20 protein-coding genes are annotated in these 22,270 nt (G+C 56.3%); 15 read left to right on the forward strand and 5 right to left on the reverse strand.

The annotated features are described in order from the left end of the window. Positions 1–13 precede the first annotated feature (13 nt). Together VNZ60_RS07985 and VNZ60_RS07990 are read left to right on the forward strand one after the other, a co-directional pair. A complete protein-coding gene (locus VNZ60_RS07985; protein WP_325657884.1) occupies positions 14–922 on the forward strand; it encodes a YicC/YloC family endoribonuclease in 909 nt (302 codons plus the stop codon). 223 nt (positions 923–1,145) lie between these two features. Further along, positions 1,146–2,642: an OprD family outer membrane porin gene (locus tag VNZ60_RS07990; RefSeq protein WP_325657885.1), complete on the forward strand. Its 1,497-nt coding sequence runs from the start codon at positions 1,146–1,148 to the stop codon at positions 2,640–2,642. Positions 2,643–2,738: 96 nt separating this feature from the next. Here the strand turns inward: VNZ60_RS07990 and VNZ60_RS07995 are convergent, their stop codons facing one another. Both VNZ60_RS07995 and VNZ60_RS08000 read right to left on the reverse strand, forming a co-directional pair. Beyond that, positions 2,739–4,049 (reverse strand): homoserine dehydrogenase, encoded by a 1,311-nt coding sequence (locus VNZ60_RS07995; RefSeq protein WP_325657886.1) that lies wholly within the window; start codon positions 4,047–4,049, stop codon positions 2,739–2,741. Positions 4,050–4,151: 102 nt separating this feature from the next. After that, a complete protein-coding gene (locus VNZ60_RS08000; protein ID WP_325657887.1) occupies positions 4,152–5,381 on the reverse strand; it encodes a pyridoxal phosphate-dependent aminotransferase in 1,230 nt (409 codons plus the stop codon). A 403-nt stretch (positions 5,382–5,784) separates the two neighbouring features. On the opposite strand from VNZ60_RS08000, the gene VNZ60_RS08005 reads away from it, so the two are divergent. The 11 genes from VNZ60_RS08005 to VNZ60_RS08055 all read left to right on the forward strand — a co-directional run bounded on the left by VNZ60_RS08005 (position 5,785) and on the right by VNZ60_RS08055 (position 16,950). Then, positions 5,785–6,183 (forward strand): Mth938-like domain-containing protein, encoded by a 399-nt coding sequence (locus tag VNZ60_RS08005; protein ID WP_325657888.1) that lies wholly within the window; start codon positions 5,785–5,787, stop codon positions 6,181–6,183. After that, positions 6,176–7,924 (forward strand): glycosyltransferase family 39 protein, encoded by a 1,749-nt coding sequence (locus VNZ60_RS08010; protein ID WP_325657889.1) that lies wholly within the window; start codon positions 6,176–6,178, stop codon positions 7,922–7,924. Before VNZ60_RS08005 ends, VNZ60_RS08010 begins: the two co-directional genes overlap by 8 nt. Positions 7,925–7,936: 12 nt before the next feature. Next, positions 7,937–8,308: an EamA family transporter gene (locus VNZ60_RS08015; RefSeq protein ID WP_325657890.1), complete on the forward strand. Its 372-nt coding sequence runs from the start codon at positions 7,937–7,939 to the stop codon at positions 8,306–8,308. Between the two features lie 83 nt (positions 8,309–8,391). Then, the gene (locus VNZ60_RS08020; RefSeq protein ID WP_325657891.1) at positions 8,392–9,540 is read left to right on the forward strand and encodes a DegT/DnrJ/EryC1/StrS family aminotransferase; all 1,149 of its coding nucleotides are present in this window, start codon (positions 8,392–8,394) and stop codon (positions 9,538–9,540) included. 14 nt (positions 9,541–9,554) lie between these two features. Beyond that, complete coding sequence (locus VNZ60_RS08025) at positions 9,555–10,511, forward strand: glycosyltransferase (protein WP_325657892.1); 957 nt, start codon at positions 9,555–9,557, stop codon at positions 10,509–10,511. Then, a complete protein-coding gene (locus tag VNZ60_RS08030; RefSeq protein WP_325657893.1) occupies positions 10,508–11,416 on the forward strand; it encodes a formyltransferase in 909 nt (302 codons plus the stop codon). Before VNZ60_RS08025 ends, VNZ60_RS08030 begins: the two co-directional genes overlap by 4 nt. Positions 11,417–11,543: 127 nt before the next feature. Next, positions 11,544–12,599 carry a bifunctional UDP-4-keto-pentose/UDP-xylose synthase gene (locus VNZ60_RS08035; RefSeq protein ID WP_325657894.1) on the forward strand — a complete coding sequence of 352 codons (1,056 nt, stop codon included), beginning with the start codon at positions 11,544–11,546 and terminating at the stop codon, positions 12,597–12,599. An 86-nt stretch (positions 12,600–12,685) separates the two neighbouring features. Next, the gene (locus tag VNZ60_RS08040; RefSeq protein WP_325657895.1) at positions 12,686–13,627 is read left to right on the forward strand and encodes a polysaccharide deacetylase family protein; all 942 of its coding nucleotides are present in this window, start codon (positions 12,686–12,688) and stop codon (positions 13,625–13,627) included. Positions 13,628–13,693: 66 nt separating this feature from the next. Next, positions 13,694–14,164, forward strand: coding sequence for a peroxiredoxin (locus VNZ60_RS08045; protein ID WP_325657896.1), 471 nt, complete (start codon positions 13,694–13,696; stop codon positions 14,162–14,164). Positions 14,165–14,385: 221 nt separating this feature from the next. After that, the gene (locus VNZ60_RS08050; RefSeq protein WP_325657897.1) at positions 14,386–16,074 is read left to right on the forward strand and encodes a PhoH family protein; all 1,689 of its coding nucleotides are present in this window, start codon (positions 14,386–14,388) and stop codon (positions 16,072–16,074) included. A gap of 141 nt (positions 16,075–16,215) precedes the next feature. Beyond that, on the forward strand, positions 16,216–16,950 hold the full coding sequence (locus tag VNZ60_RS08055) for a metallophosphoesterase family protein (protein WP_325657898.1): 735 nt from the start codon (positions 16,216–16,218) through the stop codon (positions 16,948–16,950). 75 nt (positions 16,951–17,025) lie between these two features. Here VNZ60_RS08055 and VNZ60_RS08060 read toward each other — a convergent pair whose 3' ends face one another. The 3 genes from VNZ60_RS08060 to VNZ60_RS08070 form a co-directional block, all read right to left on the reverse strand. Continuing rightward, entirely contained in the window at positions 17,026–17,880 is an 855-nt protein-coding gene (locus VNZ60_RS08060) for an ABC transporter permease (RefSeq protein ID WP_325657899.1), read from the reverse strand. A 76-nt stretch (positions 17,881–17,956) separates the two neighbouring features. After that, positions 17,957–18,793 (reverse strand): ABC transporter ATP-binding protein, encoded by an 837-nt coding sequence (locus VNZ60_RS08065; RefSeq protein ID WP_325657900.1) that lies wholly within the window; start codon positions 18,791–18,793, stop codon positions 17,957–17,959. Between the two features lie 117 nt (positions 18,794–18,910). Further along, positions 18,911–19,936: an ABC transporter substrate-binding protein gene (locus VNZ60_RS08070; protein WP_325657901.1), complete on the reverse strand. Its 1,026-nt coding sequence runs from the start codon at positions 19,934–19,936 to the stop codon at positions 18,911–18,913. A 186-nt stretch (positions 19,937–20,122) separates the two neighbouring features. Here VNZ60_RS08070 and VNZ60_RS08075 point away from each other — a divergent pair, with 186 nt between their 5' ends. Together VNZ60_RS08075 and VNZ60_RS08080 are read left to right on the forward strand one after the other, a co-directional pair. Further along, a complete protein-coding gene (locus tag VNZ60_RS08075) occupies positions 20,123–20,797 on the forward strand; it encodes a response regulator transcription factor (RefSeq protein ID WP_325657902.1) in 675 nt (224 codons plus the stop codon). Then, positions 20,794–22,236 carry a sensor histidine kinase gene (locus VNZ60_RS08080; protein ID WP_325657903.1) on the forward strand — a complete coding sequence of 481 codons (1,443 nt, stop codon included), beginning with the start codon at positions 20,794–20,796 and terminating at the stop codon, positions 22,234–22,236. The genes VNZ60_RS08075 and VNZ60_RS08080 overlap by 4 nt, the downstream gene beginning before the upstream one ends. The last annotated feature ends 34 nt before the right edge of the window (positions 22,237–22,270 follow it).

Genomic DNA, 22,270 nt, shown 5'->3' on the forward strand with positions numbered 1-22,270 from the left:
AAAGGACAGCATTTTGACTATCTGTAGCATGACAGGTTATGCGGTCAACAACCGCGAAACGGCAGCGGGCACGATTACCATCGAAATCAAGAGCGTCAATTCGCGCTTTCTCGATCTGCAATTCCGCATCAACGACGACTTGCGCTCGCTCGAACCGGCGCTGCGCGAAGCCATTATCGGCCGCATTGCGCGCGGCAAAGTTGAATGCCGCCTGAGTTTCGGACGCAAGACCGCCTCCGGCGCATCGCAAGCCTTGAACATGACGCTGCTGGCTTCGCTGGCCGATATGCAAAGCGCGGTGCGCCAGCAATTCATCGAGGCGCCGCCGCTCACCGTCAATGAATTGCTGCGTTGGCCGGGCGTGATCGAAGAAGCGGTGATCAGCCAGGACACGTTGCAGGCCGACATCCAGGCCACCATGAGCGCAACCCTGGAGGCGTTTGTCGATTCGCGTGCCCGCGAGGGCGCGGCGCTGCAAGCCACCTTGATCGCCCGCATCGACGCCATGGAAGTCATTGTGCAAAGGATTACACCACTGGTGCCGCAGGTGGTTGCGCAATTCCAGCAAAAAGCCACGGAGCGCATGCAGGAAGCGCTGGGCCTGGCGCAACAGGACGCCAGCAACTCCAACCTGTCGCGCGAAGAAGCGCTGGATCGGGTGCGTCAGGAAGTCACGCTGTACGGCATCCGCATCGACATTGCTGAAGAATTGTCGAGACTGGCGGCCCACCTGAGCGAAACCCGCCACATCCTGAAAAAAGGCGGCCAGGTCGGCAAGCGCCTCGATTTCATGATGCAGGAACTGAATCGTGAAGCGAATACGGTTGGCTCCAAGGCCGCTATCAAGGAACTGGCTGACGCCTCCATGGAATTGAAGCTGCTGATCGACCAGATGCGCGAGCAAGTGCAAAACCTCGAATAAGAGCTGCGCCGCCGGCTTTGACGCTGCAGAAACAGGGTTTCTGCAGCCTTCACTCCAAAAGTACATCACCCGCCTCCACCTGATCTCACAGGTGACGATAATTATCAATATTGCAATAACAAACAACTCTGTGTAATATCGCCGCCTGAATTGATGACAAATAAATAATATTCATCTTATCTGCGACCTGGTTCTGGTCCAGCTTGAGTGCGAGGAGACTATATTGAAAGTCCGAGATGCAGCGCGTTATCTGAGGCCGCTGAGGCCGCTTACGCCGCTATTAACCGTCGCGCTGATGAGCGCCCATGCAGCAAACGCTGACGCACCGGACGGCCACGCAACAGCAACTTCGGCAACAACTGCAGCAGCACATGCCCGCCCGACAGGCAAGCTTGAAGAACACGGCCAACACGGAGTGATTGATGGCGAAGCTATCGATCAAACTCATTCGGCGCCGGCACAGTCGGTGGCAACGGCACAGCAATCGGACAGCAAGGGCCTGTTTGCCGGTAGTCATCTGAAATTCTTGTTGCGCAGTTATAGCGATCATCTGGAAACCCAGGCTCTCAACACACGCAATGCGTGGGTACTAGGCTCCCAACTGAATTTTGAATCCGGCTTTAGCACCGGCGCCGTCGGTTTTGGCGCCGATGCCGGACTGTTCAGCGCACTGAAACTCAATGGCGGCAATGGCATCGGTAATATGGTGCACGTCGATCCCAATGGCGGCGGCGGCAACCAGGCGGCGTGGACCTACTTTGGACTGTATGACATCAAAGCGCGTGTCTCAAACACCGTGCTGAAAACCGGCGCGCAAATAATCCACAACCCGTTTCTGGAGCCGCACGACAATCGCGCCCTGCCACCAAGCTTTCTGGGCACAACCATAAGCGGCGCAGAGTTCGCCGGCCTCAATCTTGCTGCCGGCAGCGTTACCAAAACCCAGCCGCGCGAGCAAACCCGACTGCGATCATTGAGCAGCGCCTATGGAGACACGGAATTCAAGCGCTTCAGCTATCTGGGAGGCGACTACAACTACAGCCCGGACACCAGATTTTCTCTGTACGCCAGCCGCGCTGACGATGTGTGGACCCAGTACTATTCCGGCCTCTCGCATAGCATAGGCGACGCCAAATCCATACGCTGGAGCGGCCAGTTGAACTATTACGCCACCCGCAACCAAGGCCGCAGCCTACAAGGAACCATCAACACCAACGCCTATAGTGTGGCGCTCAGTGCGCAGCACCGGGCACATACGGTGATGCTGGCCTATCAGAAAATCCAAGGCAAACAATTCTTCGACTATGTTGGAGAAGGCGCAGGCGATTTCCTGAGCAACTCGATGAACGTCGATTACAACGCCCCCGGTGAACAATCGCTGCAGTTGCGGCACACGGTCGACCTTGGCAACTACGGTCTGCCAGGCTTAAGAATCATGAGCTGGCTGGTGCAAGGCTGGGGCGCCGACGCCTCGGCCACGGCCGCAAGCTATGCTGGCCCCGCCAGCAGCTTGTACGGGCTGTACTGGAAAAATGGCGAAGCCGTGCATGGCAAACATTGGGAAATAGGCATGATCCCGACTTATGTGATCCAGGCTGGCAGGCTGAAAGGCAGCAGCATCAACCTGACTCTGATGCATCACCACGCCACCTCGCACTACTCGGACCCCAGCAACAATATCTACCGCCTGGTGATAAATATGCCGTTTAATATTTTCTGAGGTAGTCGAAACAAAAAAGCGCAGCAGATTATTTATCTGCTGCGCTTTTTGCGTCAGAGCTCACGCTCAAAGTCGTCAAACAATCGCTACTATCGTTTAGCCCAATTCTTCCAACCGAATCTTGGTCACTGTGCCGACCACGGTAGCCAAGGCTTCGATCTTTGCAATCGCCGCTTCGACATTCTTTTCCTGCGTCTGGTGCGTCAGCATGATGATATCCGTCTGGGTCTCGCCGGCAGCCGGTTCTTTCTGCAGCATGGCGTCGATCGAAATCGACGAGTCGGCCAGAATCCGCGTGACATCCGCCAGCACGCCGGACTGATCAGCGACATGCATGCGCAGATAATAGCTGGTGGTGATTTCCGCCATCGGCAGAATCGGCGTATCCGCCATGGCGTTCGGCTGGAACGCCAGATGCGGTACCCGATGTTCAGGATCGGCTGTCGCCAGGCGCGTGATATCGACCAGGTCCGCAATCACCGCTGAAGCAGTCGGTTCGGCGCCGGCGCCTTTGCCGTAGTACAGCGTATCGCCGACAGCATCACCGCGCACCAGCACGGCGTTCATGGCGCCTTCAACATTGGCGATCAGGCGCGCGCTCGGAATCAAGGTCGGATGCACGCGCAGCTCGATGCCGCCCGCAGTACGCTTGGTGATGCCGAGCAGCTTGATGCGGTAGCCCAGCTGTTCGGCATAGCGGATATCGGTAGCCTGCAACTTGGTGATGCCCTCCACATGCGCCTTGGCGAACTGCACCGGAATGCCGAACGCGATCGAGGCCATGATGGTCAGCTTATGGGCGGCGTCCACTCCTTCGATATCGAAGGTAGGATCGGCTTCGGCGTATCCCAGCCGTTGCGCTTCTTTCAGCACGACGTCGAAGTCGAGCCCCTTGTCGCGCATTTCGGACAGGATGAAATTAGTGGTGCCATTGATGATGCCGGCGATCCATTGGATGCTGTTGGCAGTCAAACCTTCGCGCAAGGCTTTGATGATAGGAATGCCGCCAGCCACTGCCGCTTCAAACGCGACGATCACGCCCTTTTCTTGCGCCGCCTTGAAAATCTCGTTGCCATGCATTGCAATCAACGCCTTGTTGGCGGTGACCACATGCTTGCCATTGGCAATCGCCTGCAATACCAGATCCTTGGCGATACCGTAACCACCGATCAATTCGATGACGATATCGATATCGGGATTATTGACTACCAGCTTGGCGTCGTTGACTACGGTGACTTCGCCGCTGGTCAGTTGTTTGGCGCGCTCGACATCGAGATCGGCCACCATCGTAATTTCAATAGCTCTCCCCGCGCGCGCTGCAATCTCTTGCTGATTGCGCTTCAATACGTTGAACGTGCCGGAACCGACCGTACCTATGCCAAGCAAACCTACCTTGATGGATTTCATGATCTCTGCTGTCTGTAAAAAAATCTGCTGATGCCGGGCTGGCTGCGACACCAGACCGGCGGGTTTAAAAAATCTACCGAGTACTTAATACCGTGTACTTAATTAAGCCGTGCCATGGCGGCGCCGATAACCTTCGAGGAAACTGGCGATGCGCCCCATCGAATCGGCCAGGTCATCGGTATTCGGCAAGAACACCACGCGGAAATGGTCCGGCGTCGGGCAGTTGAAGCCGGTGCCCTGGACGATCAATACCCGCTGCTCCGCCAACAATTCATAGGCGAAATCCTGATCGTCCGTGATCGGGTACATCTTGGGATCAAGACGCGGAAACATGTACAGCGCGGCCTTCGGCTTGACGCAGGTGACACCTGGAATATCGGTCAGTAATTTGTAAGCCATATCGCGTTGACGCGTCAAACGGCCTTGCGGCGCGACCAGATCGTTGATGCTCTGGTAGCCGCCCAGCGCGGTCTGGATCGCATACTGGCCCGGCGCATTGGCGCACAGGCGCATCGACGCCAGCATGTTCAGACCTTCGATATAACCCTTGGCGTGTTTTTTCTCGCCCGACACCACCATCCAGCCGGCGCGGTAGCCGCAGGAGCGATAGTTTTTCGACAAACCATTGAAGGTGATGAACAGCACGTCGTCAGCCAGCGAGGCCAGCGAAGTATGGGTCTCGCCGTCGTACAAAACTTTGTCGTAGATTTCGTCGGCAAAAATGATCAGTTGATGCTCGCGCGCCAGATCGACGATCTGTTGCAGCAACTCCACCGGATACAAGGCGCCGGTCGGATTATTCGGATTGATGACGACAATCGCGCGGGTATTCGAGTTGATTTTCTTTTTGATATCTTCGATATCAGGAAACCAGCCGGCTTGCTCGTCGCAGATGTAATGCCGTGGCGTCCCGCCGGACAGGCTGACCGCTGCAGTCCAGAGCGGATAGTCTGGCGCTGGCACCAGCACTTCATCGCCGGTGTTGAGCAAGGCGTTCATGCTCATCACGATCAGTTCCGAAGCGCCATTGCCCAGATAGATATCGTCAATCGTGACGCCCTGGATCTTCTTTTGCTGGCAATAATGCATCACCGATTTGCGCGGCGCAAACATGCCTTTGGAATCGGTATAGCCGGAAGCGTTGCCCATATTGAGGATCATGTCCTGCACGATTTCATCGGGCGGCTCGAAACCGAACACGGCCAGGTTGCCGATGTTCAGCTTGATGATCTTATGACCTTCTTCTTCCATTTGCCGCGCCTTCTCCAGCACGGGGCCGCGAATGTCATAACAAACGTCATCCAGTTTTTTCGATTTTTGAATCGGTCGCACAGCACAATCCTTGTATTTTACGCAACATTATTCAGTTTTAAAAAGCTGTCTGGAAAATTGCGGAGTCGTCCCCCCTTCGTCACACTTTCGTCACACTTGAGTACGTGCGCCGCAGCAAATGCCTGCAACAGCCCCTTGTAAGGGCGCTCCAAGCTATTTCACGACTTTTCAGACAGCTTTTCGGCGGTGCACAAATAACCGCCAGAACCACCCATTCTGCCGAAAGCGTGAGGTTTTATCAATCGATACCGCAAGTTTGTCTACGGAAAACGCTACAATGCAGCACTTTATTTTCCATTTTTCGGAAATTTGCACAGCGGCTGCGGTCTATCCTGTGGTTTTGCTAATTATTCTTGGATAGGATTTTCTCCACAACGTGCAAACAACGTGTAAAGACAATGCAATGAAGCTACATACCACCCCGACTCAACAGTATCAGACAGTCACCGCCTACGACGACAAGGGCGTGGAAATCAATGCGGTGCGCTACGAACATAGCCTGCTGGTGCTGCCGGAAGCGGCGCCGGTGCCGTGGCCGGTCAGCGATTTCGACGCGCTCCATGCTGAACATTTTGCTCACATCGACAGCACCGGGCCCGATGTCGTGATTCTCGGCACCGGCCAGCGCCAGCGCTTTGTCCACCCGAAACTGACCACCGTGCTGACCTCGCGTCGCATCGGCGTCGAGTGCATGGACAATCAGGCCGCCTGCCGCACTTACAATATTCTGATGGCCGAGGGACGCAAAGTCGCGCTGGCCCTGATTTTCAATACCGACAAGGAAACCGCCCAAGATGCGTGAATTGCATAAATCAAAAACTTTCGTCTGGCTGCTGTTTCTCTTGTTCTGCATCATCTGGTGTTACATGCTCGGCGCCCGCACGCTGGTGCCGACCGATGAAGGTCGTTATGCCGAAATGGCGCGTGAAATGGTGGCCACCGGCGATTGGATCACCTTGCGCTTGAACGGCCTCAAATATTTCGAAAAACCACCGCTGCAAACCTGGATGAACGCCCTCACCTTCGAGTTGTTCGGGCTGGGCGAATGGCAGGCGCGCCTGTGGACTGGTTTGTGCGGCTTGCTGGGCGTGGTATTGGTTGCATTCACCGGAACCCGTATTTTCTCCCCGCGCATCGGCTTCTATGCAGCGCTGGTGCTTGGCTCCAGCTTCCTGTGGGCCGGGCTGGGCCACATCAATACGCTGGACATGGGCTTGTCTGGCATGATGACGATCGCATTGTGCGCCCTGCTGCTGGCGCAGCGCAGCGACATCAGCCATAGCGAACAACGCAACTGGATGCTGCTGTGCTGGGCCGGCATGGCGCTGGCGGTACTGTCGAAAGGTTTGATCGGCCTGGTCTTGCCGGGTGCGGTGCTGGTGCTGTACACCCTGTTTTCACGCGACTGGCCGATCTGGAAGCGCCTGCATCTGGTGTTGGGCCTGATCCTGTTCTTTGTCATCACCACACCGTGGTTCGTGCTGATTTCGCTGAAAAACCCTGAATTTCCGCAGTTCTTCTTTATCCACGAACAATTCCAGCGCTTCACCAGCAAAATCCATAACCGCTACGGCCCGCCGTATTACTTCATCCCGATCCTGATTCTGGGCATCGTGCCCTGGCTTGGCGTCTTGTTCCAAAGTTTGTGGAACGGCGCGCGCGAACGCAGCGCAGCGTCCGGCTTCCAGCCGAAAAAAATGCTGCTGATCTGGAGCATATTCATTTTCGTCTTCTTCAGCATTTCCGACTCCAAGCTGCCGTCGTACATCCTGCCGATCTTCCCGGCGCTGGCGCTGCTGATTGCCTGCCAGCTGGATAACGCCAGCAACAAGTCGGTGCAAGTCTCGGCGCTGTTGCTGCTGCTGCCGGCCATCGCCGGCCTGGCTTTGTCCTGGAAAATTCCGACGCTGGCCAAGGACGCTTATTCCGTGCCATTGTTGCAGGCGCACGTGCCTTGGGTTTTCGCCGCCTCCGTGGTCGGCTTCGTCGGCGCCATCGCGGCGTTGCTGCTGGTGCGCCGGCAACGGGAATGGGCCATCGTCGCCCTTGCCGCCAGCGGTTTCATCGGCGGCCAGTTGCTGATGTATGGGCACGATCCGCAAGGACGTTATTCAGCCGGGATCGACCTGGTGCCTGCCATCAACGCCGAAATGACGCCGCAAACCACGCTTTACGTGGTCGGCAAGTACGAGCAGGCTCTGCCGTTCTACCTGCGCCGCACCATGACCATGGTGCAGCATATGGATGAGCTGGAATTCGGCATCGGCCAGCAACCGCAGCTGTGGATTCCGACGATTGATGCATTTGTCGTCAAATGGACGGCCGATCATGCTGCGGGCATAAAAGACATCGCCATCATCCGGCCGGAAAATTACCGCGAACTGGAACAACGCGGGGTGCCGATGCGGGTCATCGGCCAGGATCCGCGCCGCGTGGTCGTGACCAACCAGGGAATTCCCGCCAGCGCGCCGGCAACGCCAGCCGCCCCGGTGACGGAACCGCCGCCAGCCGAATCGCCGGCGGTACCAACAGCACCATATTAACTAGCCATACACATGAACATCACCACCTTTGCCTTCATCCTTGCCGGCGTCTGCCTTAACGCCGTGGCCCAGCTTCTGCTCAAGGCTGGCACCAACGCGGTCGGCGCGATCCACCTAACACCGCAAAACTGGCTTGCCATCGGTCTCAAGCTGGCCACCCAGTTGCCGATCCTGGGCGGCCTGACCTGCTATGTCATCTCGGTAATGGTCTGGATCATCGGCCTGTCGCGGGTCGACGTCACGATTGCCTATCCGATGCTATCGATGGGCTATATCATCAGCGCAATTGGCGCCTGGTATTTTCTGGGCGAAGCGATCTCGGCTCAGCGCCTGCTGGCAATCGGCATCATCATTGTCGGCGTCGTCCTGCTAACCCGTAGCTGAGTCCTATATATATATACACAAATTAGCTGTCGATCATTCCATCACGACTTTCCGCCAAACTTACATCGGATTTCACTACCAATATGAGCCAACAACCGAGTCAACAACCATTCCTGCCGTTTGCCAAACCCACCATCGACGAAGCCACCATCGCAGCGGTTGCCGATGTCTTGCGCTCCGGCTGGATTGCCAGCGGCCCCAAGGTACTGGGGTTCGAAAAGCAGTTGTCGGAATATTTCGGCGGCCGTCCGGTACGCACCTTCAACTCCGGCACCTGCACCATGGAAATCGCCCTGCGCGTGGCCGGCGTCGGCGCTGGCGATGAAGTCATCACCACGCCGATTTCCTGGGTTGCCACCGCCAACGTGATTATTGAAACCGGCGCCACGCCAGTGTTCGCCGACATCGATCCGGTCACTCGCAATATCGATCTGGCCCAGGTCGAAGCCGCCATCACGCCACGCACCAAGGCCATCATTCCGGTCTACCTGTCGGGCCTGCCGGTCGACATGGATCGCCTCTACGCGCTGGCGAAAAAACATAATCTGCGGGTAGTGGAAGATGCTGCGCAAGCGCTGGGATCGACCTGGAACGGCCAGCGTATCGGCGCTTTCGGCGATTTTGTCTCATTCAGCTTCCAGGCCAACAAGAACGTCACGTCGTCAGAAGGCGGATGCCTGGTCCTGAACAATGCGGAAGAAGCACGGCTGGCGGAAAAATACCGCCTGCAAGGGGTGACCCGCAGCGGCTTCGACGGTCTTGACGTCGATGTCCTCGGCGGTAAATTCAACATGACCGACGTTGCTGCCGCCATCGGCCTCGGCCAGTTTGCACACATTGACGCCATCACTGCGCATCGGCGCGAGCTGGCACAGCACTATTTCGCTTGTTTCGGCAGCGATTTTGAAGAAAAATACGGCGCCCAGTTGCCGGTCGCCGACTTCGACAACAGCAACTGGCACATGTTCCAGCTGGTGCTGCCGGAGCGCAAGGACGGCAAACCGGCGCGCGCCACTTTCATGGAGCAAATGCAGGAACGTGGCATCGGTATCGGCTACCACTACCCGGCGATCCATCTACTCAGCATGTACCGTGCGCGCGGCTTCAAGGAAGGCATGTTCCCGGTAGCGGAAAAAGTCGGCCGCCTGATCGTCACGCTGCCGATGTTTAATGTCATGACAAAGAACGATGTCGAACGTGCGGTCTCCGCGGTAAAATCCGTGCTTCAATAAACATTCGACACTTGATGAAACCAGAACTTTCCGTCGTCATCCCGGTATACAACGAGGAATCGGGCCTCGCCAAACTGTTCGAACGCCTCTACCCGGCACTCGATGCACTTGGCATCAGCTATGAAATTCTGTACGTCAACGACGGCAGTCGCGACAAATCGGCGGCGATCCTGGCCGAACAATTCCGTTTGCGCCCGGACGTCACCCGGGTAGTCCTGTTCAATGGCAATTTCGGCCAGCACATGGCGATACTGGCCGGTTTTGAAGCCAGTCGCGGGGAAATTGTCGTCACCCTGGACGCCGACCTGCAAAATCCGCCGGAAGAAATCGGCAACCTGATCGCCAAGATGCGCGAGGGTTACGATTACGTCGGTTCGATCCGCCGCAAACGCCAGGACTCGGCCTGGCGCACAGTCGCTTCCAAGGCCATGAACCTGCTGCGCGAGAAGATCACCGGCATCAAGATGACTGACCAAGGCAATATGCTGCGGGCCTATGGCCGCAACGTGGTCGACCTGATCAACCAATGCCGGGAAGTCAACACCTTCGTGCCAGCGCTGGCTTACACCTTTGCCCGCAAGGACACCGAAATCGTGGTTGAGCACGAGGAACGCTCCGCCGGCGAATCGAAGTATTCCCTGTACAGCCTGATCCGCCTGAATTTCGATCTGGTCACAGGCTTTTCTATCGTGCCCCTGCAGTTGTTTTCGCTGATTGGGATTGTCCTGTCGTTCGCTTCGGCGGCGTTGTTTGCGGTCCTGGTGGTGCGTCGCTTCCTGTTCGGCGCGGAAGTCCAGGGTGTGTTCACCCTGTTCGCGTTTGCCTTCTTCCTGATGGGCATGATCCTGTTCGGCATCGGCCTGGTCGGCGAATACGTCGGCCGTATTTACCAGCAAGTGCGGGCGCGGCCGCGTTATGTAGTGCAAGCCATGCTTGAGCAATCGTCGGCAGAGGATAAAGAAACATCATGAAAGCCGTCGTTTTTGCCTATCACAACGTCGGCGTACGCTGCCTGAAGGTTTTGCTGGCGCGCGGCGTCGATGTCGCACTGGTGGTTACTCACGAAGACAATCCGCAGGAAACCATCTGGTTCGAATCGGTGTCCGCACTGTGCCGGCAACACGGCATCCCAAGCATCACACCCAGCGATCCCGCCACGCCTGAATTACTGGCCCAGGTCGCCGCCTTGCAGCCGGATTTCATCTTCAGTTTCTACTACCGCCACATGCTGCCGGTGGCCCTGCTGGCGCTGGCTAAACACGGCGCCTACAATATGCACGGCTCGCTGCTGCCCAAATATCGTGGCCGGGTGCCCATCAACTGGGCGGTATTGCATGGCGCCACCGAAACCGGCGCCACGCTGCATGAAATGGCCGCCAAGCCTGACGCCGGTGCTATCGTGGCGCAAACGTCAGTGCCGATCCTGCCCGACGATACCGCCTACGAAGTCTTCGGCAAGGTCGTGGTTGCCGCCGAACAGACGCTATGGAATGTACTGCCCGCCATGCTGGCAGGGAACATCCCCCGCTTGCCGAATGACCTCTCGCAAGGCAGTTATTTCGGCGGCCGCAAACCGGAGGACGGCAAAATCGACTGGAATCAGCCGGCGCATGAGGTGTACAACTTATATCGTGCGGTTGCGCCGCCCTATCCTGGCGCATGGACTATTGTCAAAGAACGCACTTTTGTTATCGGAAAAGCATATCTATCGGCCAACTTGATCGAAAACCTGCCGGCAAATTTGCCTCGGGGCTTGGCGGTAGTGGATAATCGCATTGTTGGCGTTTGCGGCGATGGCCGCGCGCTGTTGATTAACGAGTTGCTGGCGGACGGTCAAACCATCACGCCAGAAGCATTACAAAACATCCTTTTATAATTTTATAAAACCAACCGGCTGCATCATTTCGCGGGCAAGGCAGGAGTTGTTCTCTACCCTTCCGGCAAGAATTGCAGTGTTTGAAGTTCCGCCTTGCGGAATGCCAATCCAACAACAATAGATCAATATGAAAAAAGTCCTCATCCTCGGCGTTAATGGTTTCATCGGCCACCACCTGTCCAAACGCATCCTGGAAACCACTGACTGGCACGTCTACGGCATGGACATGATGACCGACCGCATCCGTGATCTGCTGGACAATGACGCTTACAAATCGCGCATGCACTTCTTCGAAGGCGACATCACCATCAACAAGGAATGGGTCGAGTACCACGTCAAGAAATGCGATGTGATCCTGCCGTTGGTGGCAATCGCCACGCCGTCGACTTACGTCAAGCAACCGCTGCGCGTATTTGAACTGGACTTCGAAGCCAACCTGCCTATCGTGCGTTCGGCAGCCAAGTACGGCAAGCATCTGGTATTCCCGTCGACTTCCGAAGTGTATGGCATGTGCCACGACGACGAATTCGATCCGGAGCAATCCGAACTGATCTGCGGCCCGATCAACAAGCCGCGCTGGATCTACTCCTGCGCCAAGCAATTGATGGATCGCGTGATCTGGGGTTACGGCATGGAAGAAGGCCTGAACTTCACGTTGTTCCGTCCGTTCAACTGGATCGGCGCCGGCCTCGATTCGATTCATACGCCGAAAGAAGGCAGCTCGCGCGTGGTCACCCAGTTCTTCGGCCATATCGTGCGCGGCGAGAACATTTCCCTGGTTGATGGCGGCCAGCAAAAACGTGCGTTCACTTACATCGACGACGGCATCGATGCCTTGATCAAGATCATCGCCAACAAGGACGGCGTTGCCAGCGGCAAGATCTACAACATCGGCAATCCGGTCAACAACTACTCGATCCGCGATCTGGCCGACATGATGTTGAAACTGGCGGCCGAATATCCTGAGTACGCCGACTCGGCAAAGAAGGTCAAGCTGGTCGAGACCACTTCCGCCGCCTACTACGGTAAAGGGTATCAAGACGTGCAAAATCGCGTGCCGAAGATCACCAACACATGCGACGAACTGAACTGGCAGCCGACCACTACCATGGCGGACACCTTGCGCAATATTTTCGATGCGTATCGCGGCCAGGTTGCTGAAGCTCGCGCCTTGATGGACTAAGCTCCAAGCTAGTATCCGCGGAGACACGAGTTGCTTCGTGGTTTTCGCGGACTCTGTTTTTCCTTACACCAGCCAGACCAGACAACTTGCCCCTCCTCACCTTAAAAATCGACGCCGACACCTATCGCGGCACCCGTGAAGGGGTACCGAACCTGGTGCGCCTGCTGAGCAAATATCAGGCTCGCGCCACCTTTCTGTTTTCGCTCGGGCATGACCATACCGGCTGGGCGTTGAAGCAAGTGTTTCGGCCAGGCTTTTTCCAGAAAGTGTCACGCACCTCGGTGGTTGAACATTACGGCTTCAAGACCCTGATGTACGGTGTGCTGCTGCCGGCTCCGGATATCGGTAAGACTTGCGCGAAATACATGCAGGCAGTACGCGACGCCGGTTTCGAATGCGGCGTCCACACCTGGGATCACCGCGTCTGGCAAGACCACGTCCGGCAGCGCGACGCCGGCTGGACCAGCCAGCAGATGCAGCGTTCGTTCGACCGCTTCACCCAGATATTCGGCCAGCCGCCGAAAACCCACGGCGCCGCCGGCTGGCAAATGAATCCCTACGCATTCGAACAGCTGGAAAAATTCGGCATCGCTTACGCCTCCGACGGCCGCGCCATGTTGCGCGACAACGGCGCCCTGGCCGATACCGGCGCCGGACCGCATCGCCTGCAGGTGAATGGCAAGACACTGGCATGCATACAATTGCCAACTACTCTGCCGACGCTGGATGAACTGCTGGGTAGAAGTTTCGACGGCGTTGAACTGACGCCGGCTAATATCGCGGCCCATATCCTGGCCTTGACCGCGACGCCGCGCGATCATGTATTTACTCTGCACGCAGAGCTTGAAGGCCAAAAACTTGCCCCCATATTTGAGCAGTTGCTGCAGGGCTGGCAGGCGCAAGGCTACGATCTGGTCGCGATGGAAGATTATTATCAGCACGTCAAAGACCAGACATTACCGACCGCGCCTCTCACATGGGCGGAGTTGCCGGGACGCTCCGGTGAAATGATCATGCAGGCAAGCTGATCAGCGGATTTACCAAGCCCCTGATTGGCAACCGATTCATCATAATTTAATGAACAGGACAAGACAGTGGCTGACCATCCTTCCATCATCAACATGACGGTGCCCGATTTCTCTGCAGCCATGACCGGCGAACAGACATTCAAGTTATCGGACTATCATGGAAAAAATGTAGTGTTGTATTTTTACCCCAAGGACAACACGCCTGGCTGCACCACGGAAGCCATGCAGTTCCGTGACCTGCACCAGGAATTTCAGCAGAAAAACACTTTAATATTCGGCATCAGCCGCGACAGCATTCGCTCTCATGAAGGTTTCAAAGCCAAACTGGGGCTGCCCTTTGAACTGATCACAGATCCCGACGAAACGCTATGCGCCATGTTCAACGTCATGAAAATGAAAAACATGTACGGCAAGCAAGTGCGCGGCATCGAGCGCAGCACCTTTGTGATTGACGCCGCCGGCACATTGGTGAAAGAATGGCGTGGAGTGAAGGTGCCATCGCATGTTGAGGAAGTATTGGAGTTTGTAAGTCATTGAATTCACAAAAAATTATTTCTGGAAGCCGTTTGCGGACAAGGCCTGAGGGCCTTCCCAAACGGCTTTTTTACTTTTTATTTTGTGTTTTGTTAGCCAGGCCTCTTCATTCTTAATATTTTTTTAAATATATTTAAGTCGTACCCGCCGTAGCTTCACCCGTTTGGTCCGGTTCGTGTTATCACCAAAGCGAACACTTTTTTCATCTTTAAAGCGAGGTTCTGATGCCCCTACCAAAATTACCGACCAAACCCGCTGCTTTACTGTCCGTTCAAGATTATCCAAAAGCGGAAGCCGGCAAAGCCGTCAAACCACGTATCGCCGTTGTTGAACCGATTACCCGTAACAAAGAAACTGCACCGCAAGCACGCAGCAAAACGATAGAAAACCGTAAAACCGACAAGGCCCCCGCGGAAAATTCGCGTGCCGTTGCCGACAAACCCGCAAAACCGGCTGAGGGCCATATCCGCCCGAAGTCGAGCACCAGCCGCGCCGCCGACAAGTCCGGCTTGAGCAAATTGTTCGTGCTGGATACCAACGTCCTGATGCACGATCCAACATCTCTGTTCCGTTTTGAAGAACACGACATCTATCTGCCGATGGTGACGCTGGAGGAACTGGATAACCACAAGAAAGGCATGTCGGAAGTCGCACGCAACGCACGCCAGGTATCCCGTTCGCTGGATGCGCTGGTGGGCGATGTGGTCGACGACCAGATCGACCATGGCATCCCGTTGTCGAAGCTCGGCAACAAGGACGCCAAGGGCCGCCTGTTCTTCCAGACCAAGCTGCAAAATGCCGATCTGCCGGAAGGCCTGCCGGTCGGCAAAGCCGACAACCAGATTCTCGGCGTGGTGCGCGGACTTGAAGCCGAGACCCCGGGCCGTGCGGTAGTGCTGGTGTCGAAAGACATCAACATGCGTATCAAGGCACGGGCCATGGGCCTGCCGGCGGAAGATTATTTCAACGACCATGTGCTGGAAGATACCGATCTGCTGTATTCGGGCATCCAGCAATTGCCGGACGATTTCTGGATCAAGCATGGCAAGGGCATCGAGTCCTGGCAAGAGAACAAACATGGCACTGGTTACACTCTCTATCGCCTGAGCGGACCGCTGGTGCCGTCCTTGCTGGTCAATCAGTTCGTTTTCATTGAACCGAAAAACGGCGAGCCTGCGTTCTACGGCGAAGTCACCCAGATCAACGGCAAGACGGCAGTACTGCAAACCTTGCGCGATTACGGCCACGCCAAGAACAGCGTGTGGGGTATTACCGCGCGCAATCGCGAGCAGAATTTTGCGCTGAATCTGCTGATGAATCCGGACTGCGATTTCGTCACCCTGCTAGGTCAGGCCGGCACCGGCAAAACCTTGCTGGCGCTGGCGGCCGGCTTGGCCCAGGTACTGGAAACCAAGACCTACAACGAAATCATCGTGACCCGCGTCACGGTGCCGGTCGGTGAGGATATCGGTTTCCTGCCGGGTACCGAAGAAGAGAAGATGGGGCCGTGGATGGGCGCCTTCGACGACAATCTGGAAGTGCTTAACAAATCCGATTCGGATGCCGGCGAATGGGGTCGCGCCGCCACTCAGGATCTGATTCGTTCGCGCATTAAGATCAAGTCGCTCAACTTCATGCGCGGCCGTACTTTCGTCAACAAGTTCCTGATCATCGACGAAGCGCAAAACCTGACGCCGAAGCAAATCAAAACGCTGGTCACCCGCGCCGGCCCCGGCACCAAGATCATCTGCCTCGGCAATATAGCCCAGATCGATACGCCTTATCTGACCGAAGGCTCAAGCGGCCTGACGTATGTTGTCGATCGTTTCAAGGGCTGGTCGCACAGCGGCCATGTAACGCTGGCGCGCGGCGAACGTTCGCGTCTGGCGGATCATGCCAGCGACGTGCTGTAAGATCGCGTAAAAGGAAGCGAGACGGCGCAGCGATGCGCTATCCGGATGGCTGAACGGGTGTTATTCAATTTTGATTGAATAACACCCGTTTTTATTTGATGATGTGATATCCCACTCATCCTCCTTGAGGAAAAGCAGACTATGAAACTCGCCATTCTTTCCGACATTCATGGAAATATCTGGGCGCTGGAAGCGGTTCTGGCGGACATTAAAAAACAAGGCGTGGATTTGATCGTCAACGCCGGCGACATCTTGTCCGGCCCCCTGGAACCGGCTGCGACCGCAGATTTGTTGATGCCGCTGCAACTGCCAACCATTCGCGGCAACCACGAGCGCCAGCTGCTCGCCTGCGAACATAAAACCGGAGACCCGAGCGACCAGTTTGCGTTTGAACACACCACCCAGGCGCAGCGCGACTGGGTCAAAGGATTGCCTGGCACCCTGGCTATCTCCGACGAGGTTTTCATGTGCCACGGCACGCCTGCCAGCGATTTAATTTATTTTCTGGAACAAGTCGATCAACATGGCTGTCATCTGGCGGCGCCTGCTGAGATTGAAATCCACGCAGCGGGAATCACGCATAGCCTGATTATCTGCGGCCATACGCACAAGCCACGGACGCACGCGATCTCAGCCGGACGTCTGGTGGTCAATCCGGGCAGTGTCGGCCTGCAAGCCTACGACGATGACCACCCCTACTTCCACACCATCGAAAACGCCAGCCCGCATGCCCGTTATGCCATTTGCGAAAAAGCCACTCATGGCTGGAATGTTACCCATCTCGACATCAGCTACGATCATCACAAGGCGACCGCCACGGCGCTAAAGAACGGCAGGAGCGACTGGGCGAGATGGCTGTCGACCGGAAGAATTTAAACCAAGCCGAGAATAAAAAAACGGCGCATTTTTCAATGCGCCGCAACCTTAAGACCCTACTGATACAGTTAAAACCTAGAATGCCACAGGACGCCATTTAAGCAAGCGTTTTTCCAAGGTGGTCAGCAAATAATCCGCCGCCAGAGCCACCACCGCCAGCACGATCATCGCCGCAAACACGCCGCTGGCGTTGAACGCGCCTTGAGCGGTCGAGATCAGCAAGCCGATACCTTGCTTGGAACCAAGGAACTCTCCCACCACCGCACCCACCAAAGCGAAACCAAAACTCACGTGCAGACTCGCCAGGATCCAGCTCAGCGCAGAAGGAATCACTACCGACATGGTGACCTGGCGCGGCGACGCACCGAGGATCTGGGCGTTGGCAATCATGTAACGGTCCGCCTCACGCACCCCTTGGAAAGCGTTACCGAACACCACGAAGAACACCATCACCACCGCCAGCGCCACTTTGGACGCCATGCCCAGGCCCAGCGCGATGACGAAGATCGAACCCAGCACTACACGTGGAATCGAATTGGCAACCTGGATATAAATACTGAAGACATCGGACAGCAATTTATTACGGCCCAGCAAAATACCGCAGATAACGCCAGCCACCGAGCCGATCAGGAAGCCCAGCACGGTTTCTTCCAAGGTCACCAGCACCTGGGTCCATAACGGCCCTTGCGAAGTGCCCTCCATGATCCAGTCATAGATCTGCACCACGATCAGCGACGGTTGCGAAAAGAAGAAAGGGTCTATCCATTGCAGCCTGGCTGCCAGTTCCCAGCCGCCCAGAGTGAAAATCAGGATGGCGACGCGCAAGGAAATCACCAACCAGTAACGTTGCTTGATTTTGCGTTGTGCTTCTTGCTCGACAGTGGCCAGGCCGGCAGCGCTGAGTTTGTCGATTGTGTGTACTTGAGTCATATATTGCCTTTTTCCTCTCGCCTATATGAAGTTGATATCGATATAAGCGACGGTGTGTAAATAGATAAAGCCAAAATTAGCTGATGTGTACTTCTTCGCGCAGATCGGCCCAGATCTGGCGTGAGATATCGACGAAGCGCTGTTCATAACGCACTTCTGACATCACCCGCGGCCGCGGCAGGTCGATCTCGTACACACTCTTCAAAGTTGCCGGACGCGCGGTCAGCACGTAGACCTTGTCGGCCAGTGCAATCGCCTCTTCCAGATCATGGGTAACGAATACCACCGAACCGGCTTGCGACGACCACAATTGCAGCAGCTCGTCTTGCATCAGGACGCGGGTCTGCATATCGAGCGCGCTGAACGGTTCGTCCATCAGCAAAATTTCGGGGCTATTGATGAACGTCTGCGCCAGAGCAACCCGCTTGCGCATGCCGCCGGACAATTGATGCGGATAATGATTGCCGAACTTGTCGAGACCGACCCGGCGTATCCATTCTTCGGCCAAGGCATATGCCTGGTCCTTAGGTTTGCCGCGAAACAGCGGTCCGGCCGCGACGTTGTGCAGCACGCTGCGCCAAGGGAATACCGCATCGTTCTGGAACACAAAACCGATGCGCGGATCGATGCCGTTGACCGGCTCGCCCATGATGCGTACCTCGCCCACCGTCGGCTTGAGCAGGCCGGTGATCATGCTCAGCGTGGTCGATTTACCGCAGCCGGTCGGCCCCACTATCGCAACGAACTCGCCCCGCGCCACGCTCATGGTGAAATCGCGCAAAGCCACGGTGGCTTTGCCGTCGGGAGAAATGAAGCGGCACGAAACATTGCGCAGTTCGATGGCGGGCGTATCCCGCAAAACCTGGGGCGCCGGCACGGATGCCGCAGGCGAGGCGTAAGTTGCTTGAGTCATTTGATTTCCTTTGCCGTACAGAGCGGAATCGTGCAGAAGTGTTTGCTAGAGACGAGTCTTCCCACCGGAAAGCGCGACGCGCTTCCGTTCTGCACATTTGATAATTAAGCGTCAGTCTTACTTGGCTTGACTGACAAACTCGTTGGTATAGGTTTTAGCAAGATCGATATGCTTGCCCTTGACGTTCGGATTGAAGCCGGACAAAACCTGCAGCACGGTTTCCGGGCCGCCGGCGGGCATTTTTCCGTCAGGTGAAAACATCGGCAGGGAGTTTTGCAAGGCCTGTACATACATAGCCTTGTCATTGCCGTAATAATCCTTCGGCATCTTGTCGGCGATTTCAGCCGCGCTATGGGTGTTGATGAATTTGAGCGTCTTGACGAAGGCACGCGCCAGCTTGGTCGCTTCAGCTTTATGCGTGTTCAGCCATGGACGCTGGACATACAGGCTGGAAGCCGGATACAGGCCGCCCAGCGCCTTGACTGTGCCTTCGACAGTACGCATGTCGACCAGCACCGAGGCCTCGCCGGTTTTCAGCAACTGCGACACGGTCGGCTCGGTTGTCATGCCAGCGTCGATGCGTCCTTGTTTGATGGCGACGATGAAGGTGTTATCGGCGCCCACCGGCAACACTGAGTATTGATTGGAAGTGATGCCGTTCTTGGCCGCCAGATACTGCGTCAGGAAATTGGTCGATGAGCCCAGACCGGTTACGCCCAGTGTTTTACCCTTGACGTCCGCCATGCTCTTGATGGTGGCCGCAGCCTTGGTCGACACTACCTCTACTTCGCCCGGCACCTGGCCGAAAACCGTAATTGCAGTGACTTCCTTACCCTTGCTTTGCAAATCGATGGAATGGTCGTAAAAGCCGACTACGGCTTGCACTGCGCCGGCCAGCAATTCATTTTCTGCATCCACGCCAGCCGGTTGCGATTGCAGTTCAACATCAAGTCCCTCTTCCTTGAAGTAACCGAGTTGCTCGGTCAGCTTGGCCGGCAGATAGATCATCTTGGTGATGCCGCCGACCATGATGGTGATTTTTCCTGAATCGGCCGCCATAGCCTGGCTAGCGCCGAAAACACCGGCGACACCGGCGCTAAGCAGCGCAGCAGAAAGCAGGGAACCACGGATGAGGGTATGCATTGTGTTGTCTCCATTTGTTTTTTGGGATAATGACCGGATACGCGGGTTGGGATGCCAATGTTCCAGTCTTGAGCGTATTCTAGGATGCATAAACTTTCAACCAGCTTTCCAAATTCGTGTTATTTAGCTTGCAGTGCAACATAACCATGCAGCGTCCCAAACCTATATCGCATCCATGAAGCATCCATGAAATTACTCCTGATTGAAGATAATCCTCCGCTTGCACTATGGCTTAGCAAGATACTGAAAGAGGATAAGTTCACCCTCGACGTCGCCACCGACGGCGAAGCCGCCGATCGCCTGCTGCAAAGCGAAAACTACGATGTGGTCTTGCTTGACCTGCAGCTGCCGAAGATGAACGGCAAGAGCGTCCTGCGGCGGCTGCGCGAGCGCCACAACAATGTGCCGGTGATGATTCTCACTGCCAGCGGTTCGATTGATGAAAAAGTCGATTGCCTGGGCGCCGGCGCCGACGACTATCTGGTCAAGCCTTTCGAAGTGCGCGAACTGGTAGCCCGCATCAAGGCCCTGATCCGCCGCCAGACGCCGGACAAGGCGGCAGAAATGCATTGCGCCGATCTGCGCTATGACAGCAACACCCGGCAATTCTCGATTGCCGGCCAGTTGCTGGCGCTGCCCGGACGCGAACATGACGTGCTCGAAATCCTGATGCTGAAACAAGGAAAAACCGTCTCCAAGAGCGCCTTGATGGACAGCGTGTTCGGACTCGATGACGAACCCAGCGCCGACGCGATTGAAATCTATATCCACCGCCTGCGCAAGAAGCTTGAGCACTGCCAGGCCGCCATCATGACCTTGCGCGGGCTCGGTTATTTACTCAAGCAGAAAGACCAAAATTGATCATCAGCCTGCGCCTGCGCTTGTTGTTGTGGTTGCTGATTCCGCTGACAGCATTTGTCGCCATCAGCGCCATGCTGTCGTATCGCAGCGCGCGCCAGACTGCGGACCTGATTCAAGATCATGCGCTACTGGCGTCGGCCCAGGTGATCGCCGGCGAGATCCAGTGGCTGGACGGCCTGCCGCATGCCAGCGTGCCGCCGGCGGCGCTGGAGTTGCTGGTCTCGCCGGAACAGGACCAGGTGTATTACCAGGTGATTACCGATCAGGACAGCTTGCTGGCCGGGCGCCCCGATTTTCCTCTGGCGCTGCGCTTCCCGCTGAGCGCACCGGCGTTCAGCACCATCGATTACCATGGCCAGATGCTGCGTGTGGTGAGCCAGGTTCGCACGCTGTATAACGCCGGCCAATTGCACAAGATCGCCATCCTGGTTGGCCAGACCAGGCACGCTCGCGACCAGATGCTGGCCGATCTGTGGCGCCCTTCCCTGCACCGCCAGATCGCCATGCTGCTGTTAGCCGTGGCCTTGGTAGTGATAGGCCTGAGCATGGAGCTGCGACCGCTGATGCATCTGAAAGATCAACTGGCTGCGCGCGATACGACCTCCTTGTCGCCGATCAAGGCCGGCCAGCTGCAACTGGAACTGCGGCCTATCGTTGAAGCAATCAACCAAACCATTCAACGCCTGAACACGCAGGTGTCGGCGCAAAAACGCTTTATCGCCGATGCCGCCCATCAGTTGCGCACACCCTTGACCTTGCTCGATTCGCAAATCCAGTTCGCCCGCCGCCTGAGCGATGAAAACAGGCGCGCCGAAGCCCTGCAGGTGCTGCAAGCGATGCAGGAAAGCAGCCGCAACATGACCGAGCTGACCAACAAGTTGCTGCTGTTATCGCAGGCGGAAGCCGCCAACACCACTGCTTTCATCAGGCAGCCGGTGGACCTGCTGGCGGTATCGGCGGGGGTGCTGGAAGAGATTGTCGATCTGGCGCAGCGCAAGAATATCGATCTCGGACTTGAGACAAAACTGCAGCATGCATGGGTGATGGGAAACGAGGCTCTGTTTACTGCCATGATGATGAATCTGGTCGACAACGCCATCCGCTATACCCCCGTGAGCGGCAAAGTGACCGTAACCATCACCGCCAATAACGAACAGGTCGAGATCGGCGTCAGCGACAACGGTCCTGGCATCCCGGCCGAAGTGCGCGACCGCGTGTTCGAACGCTTTTTCCGCAACGCGGCTCCAGGGCAGGATGGCACCGGCCTGGGTCTTGCCATCGTCAAAGAAATCGTCATTGCAGCGCAAGGCAGCGTGACATTGAACGCTAGCGCGCAGCAGCACGGCTTGAATGTGTTGCTGCAATTACCTGCCTGTACGGCTCCTGTAATGCTTGGCCACGACGAAAACAAGCCGACAAAATCTGAACAACAATTCTAGAGCGTAGTAAGCAAGAAATTTCCTTTTGCAGTAT

Origin of the sequence: Collimonas sp., from assembly GCF_035566375.1 — a bacterium.
In the GTDB taxonomy this organism is placed as follows: domain Bacteria; phylum Pseudomonadota; class Gammaproteobacteria; order Burkholderiales; family Burkholderiaceae_D; genus Collimonas.

What these genes read in the sequence shown, in the direction of transcription:
- VNZ60_RS07995 (WP_325657886.1), bottom strand. Translation starts at nt 4,049, where the DNA reads ATGAAATCCATCAAGGTAGGTTTGCTTGGCATAGGTACGGTCGGTTCC.
- VNZ60_RS08005 (WP_325657888.1), top strand. Translation starts at nt 5,785, where the DNA reads ATGAAGCTACATACCACCCCGACTCAACAGTATCAGACAGTCACCGCC.
- VNZ60_RS08010 (WP_325657889.1), top strand. Translation starts at nt 6,176, where the DNA reads ATGCGTGAATTGCATAAATCAAAAACTTTCGTCTGGCTGCTGTTTCTC.
- VNZ60_RS08015 (WP_325657890.1), top strand. Translation starts at nt 7,937, where the DNA reads ATGAACATCACCACCTTTGCCTTCATCCTTGCCGGCGTCTGCCTTAAC.
- VNZ60_RS08020 (WP_325657891.1), top strand. Translation starts at nt 8,392, where the DNA reads ATGAGCCAACAACCGAGTCAACAACCATTCCTGCCGTTTGCCAAACCC.
- VNZ60_RS08025 (WP_325657892.1), top strand. Translation starts at nt 9,555, where the DNA reads ATGAAACCAGAACTTTCCGTCGTCATCCCGGTATACAACGAGGAATCG.
- VNZ60_RS08030 (WP_325657893.1), top strand. Translation starts at nt 10,508, where the DNA reads ATGAAAGCCGTCGTTTTTGCCTATCACAACGTCGGCGTACGCTGCCTG.
- VNZ60_RS08035 (WP_325657894.1), top strand. Translation starts at nt 11,544, where the DNA reads ATGAAAAAAGTCCTCATCCTCGGCGTTAATGGTTTCATCGGCCACCAC.
- VNZ60_RS08050 (WP_325657897.1), top strand. Translation starts at nt 14,386, where the DNA reads ATGCCCCTACCAAAATTACCGACCAAACCCGCTGCTTTACTGTCCGTT.
- VNZ60_RS08055 (WP_325657898.1), top strand. Translation starts at nt 16,216, where the DNA reads ATGAAACTCGCCATTCTTTCCGACATTCATGGAAATATCTGGGCGCTG.
- VNZ60_RS08060 (WP_325657899.1), bottom strand. Translation starts at nt 17,880, where the DNA reads ATGACTCAAGTACACACAATCGACAAACTCAGCGCTGCCGGCCTGGCC.
- VNZ60_RS08065 (WP_325657900.1), bottom strand. Translation starts at nt 18,793, where the DNA reads ATGACTCAAGCAACTTACGCCTCGCCTGCGGCATCCGTGCCGGCGCCC.
- VNZ60_RS08070 (WP_325657901.1), bottom strand. Translation starts at nt 19,936, where the DNA reads ATGCATACCCTCATCCGTGGTTCCCTGCTTTCTGCTGCGCTGCTTAGC.
- VNZ60_RS08075 (WP_325657902.1), top strand. Translation starts at nt 20,123, where the DNA reads ATGAAATTACTCCTGATTGAAGATAATCCTCCGCTTGCACTATGGCTT.